The sequence below is a fragment of the Natrialba asiatica DSM 12278 genome (assembly GCF_000337555.1).
GTDB lineage: Archaea > Halobacteriota > Halobacteria > Halobacteriales > Natrialbaceae > Natrialba > Natrialba asiatica.
In genome coordinates this window covers 79,530-85,783 of record NZ_AOIO01000011.1, presented here as the reverse complement: position 1 = coordinate 85,783, position 6,254 = coordinate 79,530, and the positions used below count along the sequence as shown (strand labels likewise).

Sequence of the window (6,254 nt, the reverse complement as noted above, 5' to 3'; positions counted from 1 at the left end):
CCTCCCGCCAGTCGTGGCCGGAGACGCCCTCGTCCAGGACCCGGACGCGATTCAGATTCAACTCGGCTATCCCCCGTTACTCGAGTTCCTCGCCGCGATCACCGACCAGCCGCTGTACCGCGACGATCCGGCGACGGCGGTGAATCCGGTCGTCATCGGGGGCTGGGTCGGCATGTTCGTCACGTTTCTCAACCTGATTCCGGTCGGGCAACTCGACGGCGGCCACATTCTCCGAGCGATGGCCGGCAGCTTCCAGGAAACGATCGCGGCGTTGGTCCCCGGCGTCCTCTTCGGACTCGCAGCGTACCTCTACTACTGGAAGGATTACGGCGGGAACGCGGTGGTTATCTGGGCGTTCTGGGGACTGTTCACCGCCGTCCTCGCCTCGGTCGGCCCGGCCCAGCCCGTGCGAGACGACGCGCTCGATACCGGCCGGTTTCTCCTCGGGCTCGTCACCTTCGGCCTCGGCACACTTTGCTTCATGCCGGTACCGGTCGCGGTCGGGTAACGAGTTCAGTTAGTACCACGGCCGTTCGCACGCTCACGCTTCGCCGTGCGTGAATCCGCGGTCCTCGAGTTCGGCACCGTCCATCGTGATTCCGTCCTCGCGGGCGGTGACCGTTCCGAGTACCGAAACGGGGACCGCGGTCGCCTCGCGGACGGCGTCGAGTTCGGATTCCGGCACCGTGGCGACGAGTTCGAAATCCTCGCCGAAAGTGATCGCGCGCCCGAGCGCGTCTTCATCGTCGTCCGTGTCGGTCGTTGCACGGACCGCCTCGTCGATCGGGACGCGGTCCGACTCGATCGCGAAGCCGCAGTCGCTCGCCTCGCCGAGTTGGTGGAGCGAGCGCGCGAGGCCGTCGCTCGAGTCCATCAGCGCCGTCGCGTGAGCCGCGAACGCCCGGCCGGCCGCGATCCGCGGCTCGAACTGGAACAAGTCGTTCGCCCGTTCGACGTCGCCGCGCTCGAAGAACTCGAGTGCGGCCGCGCTGCGGCCGAGCGTTCCGGTCACGCAGACGAGTTCGTCCGTCCCCGGATCCGCACCGTCGCGCGTAACCGGGTCGTCTACGAGGCGACCGATCGCCGTCGTCGCCACGGTGAACTCGTCGTGGCCGTCGAGGTCGCCCCCGACGTACTCGGCGCCGACGAGGTCGCACACGTCGCTCGCGCCGCGAACGAACGCGAGCAGGTCCGCGCGAGTGAACTCGGGGACGGCGTAAGCGGCGACGGCGGCCGTCGCCTCGGCACCCATCGCCGCAACGTCCGAGAGGGAGGCCCCGACGGCCCGCCAGCCGGCCGTATACTGCGTCGTGCCGTCCGGAAAGTCCGTCCGCTCGTGCAGCATGTCCGTCGTCACCACGAGGTCGTCGACGACCGCAGCGTCGTCGCCGGCGGCGTCGAGTTCACCCGAGAGCAGCGCCAGGGCGGCCCGTTCGTCCATACCCCCCGTTTCGACTCGAACGCGAAAAACGGTCCGGGATGCCCGGGACGAGGCGGAGCGGATACGATGGTCTTAAATGCCGCGGAAGGGAACCCAACGGCAATGGCTACGATGTACGACGTTCCGGCGGACGACCTCATCGAGGCGCTCGCCGCGGACTTCGAGGACCGACTCGACGAACCGGAGTGGGGCGAATTCACCAAGAGCGGCGTCGACCGCGAACTGCCGCCGAAACAGGAAGACTTCTGGGCGACCCGCGCCGCAAGCCTCCTGCGCAAGGTCGCAGACCGCGGTCCAGTCGGTGTCGAGCGACTCGCAACCGAGTACGGCGGCAGCAAGAACGGCTCCAACCGCTACCAGGTCGCTCCCGACAAGCGCGCCGACGGCTCGCGCAACATGATCCGCACCATCCTCCAGCAGCTCGAAGAAGAGGATCTCGTCGAAACCGCCGAGGGCGAAGGTCGCCGCATCACCGCCGAGGGCCAGAGCCTGCTCGACGACACCGCCGGCGGCGTTCTCGAAGACCTCGACCGTCCGGAACTCGAGCGCTACGCCTGAACCGGTTTCTCTGAACTCGTCTTTCAAGGCGCGTTTTCGCCGATAGCGGGCGGACAGTAGGGATAGCCGGCGGACGATCCGTCGCGGCACCGGAAGACGACTGCTCGCGGTTGGGAGACGGACCGACGTGCGGACTCGCCTCGATGTCGTCCGAAATCATTTTCCTCCGTGCGAAACAACTGTCCGTATAGCTATGAGTGGCTCACCTGACGAGGAGAAACTCGAGGAGCTTCGACAGAAGAAAATGGAACAGCTCCAGGATCGCGCCGAGTCCCAGCAGGGCGGCGAGGAGCAGGAAGCGGCCCGCCAGCAGGCCGAGGCCCAGAAGAAGGCGGTCCTGCGCCAGCACCTGACCGACGACGCCCGCAAGCGACTCAACACGGTCAAGATGAGCAAGCCCCAGTTCGGCGAACAGGTCGAACGGCAGGTCGTCAGTCTCGCCCGCAGCGGCCGCATTCAGGGCAAGATCGACGACGAGAAGATGAAACAGCTTCTCAAGGAACTCAAGCCCGACTCCAAGAGCTTCGACATTCAGCGCCGGTAGCGCAGGCATGGATCTCGGACTGCTCTACAGCGGGGGCAAGGACTCGACGCTCGCCGCGCTTCTCCTCGACGAGTTCTACGACGTGACCCTCACGACGGTACACTTCGGTATTAGCGACGACTGGAAACACGCCCGCGAGACCGCCCGCGCGACGGGATTCGCGTTCGAACGTCTCGAACTCGATCCCGACGTGGCCCACGAGGCGGTCGAGCGCATCCGCGAGGACGGCTTTCCGCGAAACGGTATCCAACACGTCCACCAGCAGGCGCTCGAAGCGCTCGCGGCCGACTCCTTCGACGCCATCGCCGACGGGACGAGGCGAGACGACCGCGTGCCGACGATCTCTCGCGCGCAGGCACAAAGTCTCGAGGACCGCCACGAGGTCGACTACATCGCCCCGCTGTCGGGCTTCGGGCGTACCGCCGTGGACCGTCTCGTGGAGGCGCGGCTCGACGTGACCGTCGGCCCGAGCGAGGAGATCGATCGGGCGGATTACGAGGCCGAACTGCGGGCGATCATCGCCGACGAAGACGGCCCGGCGGCCGTGGCCGAACTCTTTCCGGATCACGATCAGACGTACGTGACCGGCGTTCGGTAGCGCCGTCGCTCTCGGCCCGTTCTCGTTTCCGTCGCTTCCGATTCCGGCCCCTGAGCGGTAGATATAAGTCACTACCAATCAACAATTAGAACGGAAGCCACCAAATGGACATGAAATGTCCCGGATGGTGATGACATCCGAGACGTGGCTTCCAAACCCTTCGGGGTTTACAAGCCATGTTTGCGTACATTCTCACGGGATATAAACATCCCGCACGCCCGATGCATCGGCGGATTCGACCAGTAGCGAGTCTCTCCTACGAGGGGACGGGACCAGCGGGGCGCCGGTCGGTATGACCGATCAGACAGACTCCGAGAGCGAAGCCGACGCCGACGGGACCGGTGCAGACACCGCGCAGGACCCGGTCACGACCGGCACAACGGGCGAACCGGCGAACTCGAGCCTCCCTCGGTGTCCCCGCTGTGACAGACCCATTGCCCAGACCACCATGATCGGCCCGGGCGAAGCCGTCGCCGGCCCGTGCGGCTGTCGCGTCGCTCCAAACGTCGGCAAGCGATCCGACTCGGACTAAGCCACCGCGAAACGAGTTCACCCGTGGACGATCAACCACAGGTGAACTCGAGTCGCGGCGGCCAGCCGAGTTGGCGGTGGGCTCGAGGCGGCGACACCACCACACCACCATCGAAACCACCTCGTCCGCCGGCTGAACTCGGTCCGTAATCGCGACGGAAGCGGTAAGGCCGCTTGAAATGAACGGATACAACAGCTAACTCTCTCGTCTCACGGCCCGTAGACAGAGGAAGACCGGCTGCTTTGACTCCTTCTCAAATCGCTCTGGCCGTTGCTCTTTGAAGGCGTCCGTGGGCTGCGGTTCAGTTATCGCATCCACCCGAAAGCCGGTCTCGAGTAGTGGACTGAGTACTTCCGAAAATGGACGCCGGTAGTACGGAACAGGAGGTTCCCACTCCTTCGTTCTCTGCTCAATCTCGAAGTAATCCATATCACCGTCAATATTGTATTCGTCGAGCGGGTGTATCACTGAAAACACGAAGAACCCACCCGGTTTGAGAAGGCGGGCGAATTCAGTGAACGGCCGGTGCCAGTTCTGTACGTAGTCGAGTGCGAGACCGCTCACGATACCGTCAAACTCATCTGCTGTTGCAAAGTCAAGTGGGGCACCAAGATTTGCTTGATGAAACTCTGCTCGCCCGCCACACCGTTCAGTAGCACGAGTAAGCATCTCTGTGCTCACATCGATGGCCACGACCTCGCCTCCCTGGTCGAGTAACCATTCTGTGTACCTCCCGTTTCCACACCCTGCATCGAGAATCTGTTTCCCCTCCACGTCCGGTATAAGAGCCGTCGTTCCCGGGAACTCCAAATGGGCATTATACGCGGAGTTTTCCACGTCCTGTGCGTATGTATCCGCTAATTTGTCGTAGGCATCTTTCGCTATCGGCCCCTCTTCTGTAGTCATGTTCGGCTCCTTACTGGTGTTCAATAATATACTGATGGGTTACGGTACAATATCCGGAACGAGGCTGTTTTTGCGCCGGATTCAGCCTATTGTAGGCGATTTCTATCCGCTGTGCCACTCGGATCGTCCCGCAGAGACCGATGAGTGCTTGTAGCCAAATCAAATAAACCAACTTGTATATAAATCAATCTGATAAATATACTACAAAATACAATCACTTTGTTGATGGGATGACACGAGACAGTCCCTCCGACGAGAAGCACACGCCTGCACGCATGAATCGACGGACGGCGCTCGGCGCACTCGGCGCGAGTCTCCTCGCGACCGGAGCCGGATTCGGAATCGGCGGCGCGGGCGCAACGGATGGGTCCGCCCGTGAACTCGGCGGATTCCGGGTCAGCGGAACGATCGTAACGCGCGCCACGATCACGCCGACGGCGGTCACGATCACGAAGCGAAAGACGAGTTCGGAACTGAAAGAACGGTACGGAGAGCGGGCGGTCGTCGAAGAGCGAACGATCGAGCGACCGGATCCCGAGGCGGACGACCTTCCGGAGAAAGCCAAACGCGAGGAACAGCGAGACTGGGACGCGCTGTACGCGACCGGAGACGAGTGGGAGACGCTGTTCGAAACGCAGCAGGAAACGCTCATGTTCACCGACGACGGCGTCTCGGCGGACGCGTCCTATCCGTCGTACGTACCGAAGTACTACCACGCCCAAGACAGCGGCGGCTACGAACTCAAGGGGCCGGTCAACCTGCTGTCGAACTCGACCGCGGACGCGGACGATCTGGCCGTCGAAATCGACAGCCAGGGCGGGATTCTGTGGAACACCTGGCCCGTCGAATACGGTCGCCACATGTACATCGACGGGCAGTGGATCGAAAACGAAGCCTCCGTCGCGTCGGGTCCGTTCGGCGTCCTCGGTCGAACGCACGGCCGGATCTGGACGGGGCCGTACAGTAACTACGGGATCGTCGGGGCGCATATCGACGATGCGGCCCCCCACGAAGCAACGTCGTATCTCGATGCGGAGCAGGAGATCACCGACATGATGAGCGGGAATTCGGATTACTACGATGCCGACAACGGGGAGCACCCGAGCACGGGCAACAGCCTGCTCGATCACAACGGCGATGTCTCGCTGATCTGACCGGCCGAAACCCACACGCTCTATTTCGGTTGCGCGAACCTCTGGAAGCAGTGGACGAAACGCTCTTGACGGTGAACTCGACATGAAACTGGAACTTAGACGAGGATCACGGCCGGCTCTCCGGCATCGGTGTTGCCGTTCAGGGAGACCGTAGACTATGCCGGAATCCGGCCAGTTCGCCGAGGCGGTCGCGCCTCGCGCAACGATCTTGCTTCCGTTTGCCCTGCTGTGGGTTCTCCTGGGAGCGTATCTGGTGCTCCTCGAGTTCGCCGAGGAGTCGGCGCTCCTCGGAGCCGTCGCGGGAGTGCTCCGGATCGTGATGGCACCGGTCGACGCGCTCGTGCACCGAACGGGCGGATTCTTCCGCGAAAGTGCGGTCGGGGCGGCGATCGGGTACGGACTCCTGCTCGGCTACTTCTATGCCATTGCGACCGTTATTGGACTCGTGATCGAAGCGCTCGCGGGACGCTGAGGGCGACGTTCCCAAACGAAAGGATAGAAGTCCGCCCTCGGTGAACCAC

Annotated in this window: 9 protein-coding genes; 7 read left to right on the top strand and 2 right to left on the bottom strand. The window is 63.1% G+C overall.

The window, feature by feature from the left end; translation table 11 throughout:
• Positions 1-508, top strand: a 508-nt coding sequence (locus tag C481_RS03885; RefSeq protein ID WP_006107656.1) for a site-2 protease family protein, incomplete at its 5' end; no start/stop codon positions are given.
• A 33-nt stretch (positions 509-541) separates the two neighbouring features.
• Here the strand turns inward: C481_RS03885 and thiL are convergent.
• Positions 542-1,441 (bottom strand): thiamine-phosphate kinase, encoded by a 900-nt coding sequence (gene thiL / locus C481_RS03880; RefSeq protein ID WP_006107654.1) that lies wholly within the window; start codon positions 1,439-1,441, stop codon positions 542-544.
• A gap of 102 nt (positions 1,442-1,543) precedes the next feature.
• On the opposite strand from thiL, the gene C481_RS03875 reads away from it, so the two are divergent.
• From C481_RS03875 to C481_RS03860, 4 genes are all read left to right on the top strand, one after another.
• Entirely contained in the window at positions 1,544-1,999 is a 456-nt protein-coding gene (locus tag C481_RS03875) for a 30S ribosomal protein S19e (RefSeq protein ID WP_006107652.1), read from the top strand.
• 193 nt (positions 2,000-2,192) lie between these two features.
• Positions 2,193-2,543 carry a DNA-binding protein gene (locus C481_RS03870; RefSeq protein ID WP_006107651.1) on the top strand — a complete coding sequence of 117 codons (351 nt, stop codon included), beginning with the start codon at positions 2,193-2,195 and terminating at the stop codon, positions 2,541-2,543.
• Between the two features lie 7 nt (positions 2,544-2,550).
• On the top strand, positions 2,551-3,141 hold the full coding sequence (locus C481_RS03865; protein ID WP_006107650.1) for a DUF7411 family protein: 591 nt from the start codon (positions 2,551-2,553) through the stop codon (positions 3,139-3,141).
• A gap of 292 nt (positions 3,142-3,433) precedes the next feature.
• The gene (locus C481_RS03860; RefSeq protein WP_006107648.1) at positions 3,434-3,673 is read left to right on the top strand and encodes a hypothetical protein; all 240 of its coding nucleotides are present in this window, start codon (positions 3,434-3,436) and stop codon (positions 3,671-3,673) included.
• 195 nt (positions 3,674-3,868) lie between these two features.
• Here C481_RS03860 and C481_RS03855 read toward each other — a convergent pair whose 3' ends face one another.
• Positions 3,869-4,579: a class I SAM-dependent methyltransferase gene (locus C481_RS03855; protein ID WP_006107646.1), complete on the bottom strand. Its 711-nt coding sequence runs from the start codon at positions 4,577-4,579 to the stop codon at positions 3,869-3,871.
• Between the two features lie 230 nt (positions 4,580-4,809).
• On the opposite strand from C481_RS03855, the gene C481_RS22605 reads away from it, so the two are divergent.
• Positions 4,810-5,733 (top strand): hypothetical protein, encoded by a 924-nt coding sequence (locus C481_RS22605; RefSeq protein ID WP_241434647.1) that lies wholly within the window; start codon positions 4,810-4,812, stop codon positions 5,731-5,733.
• A gap of 157 nt (positions 5,734-5,890) precedes the next feature.
• Entirely contained in the window at positions 5,891-6,205 is a 315-nt protein-coding gene (locus C481_RS03845) for a hypothetical protein (protein ID WP_006107644.1), read from the top strand.
• Positions 6,206-6,254 lie beyond the last annotated feature (49 nt).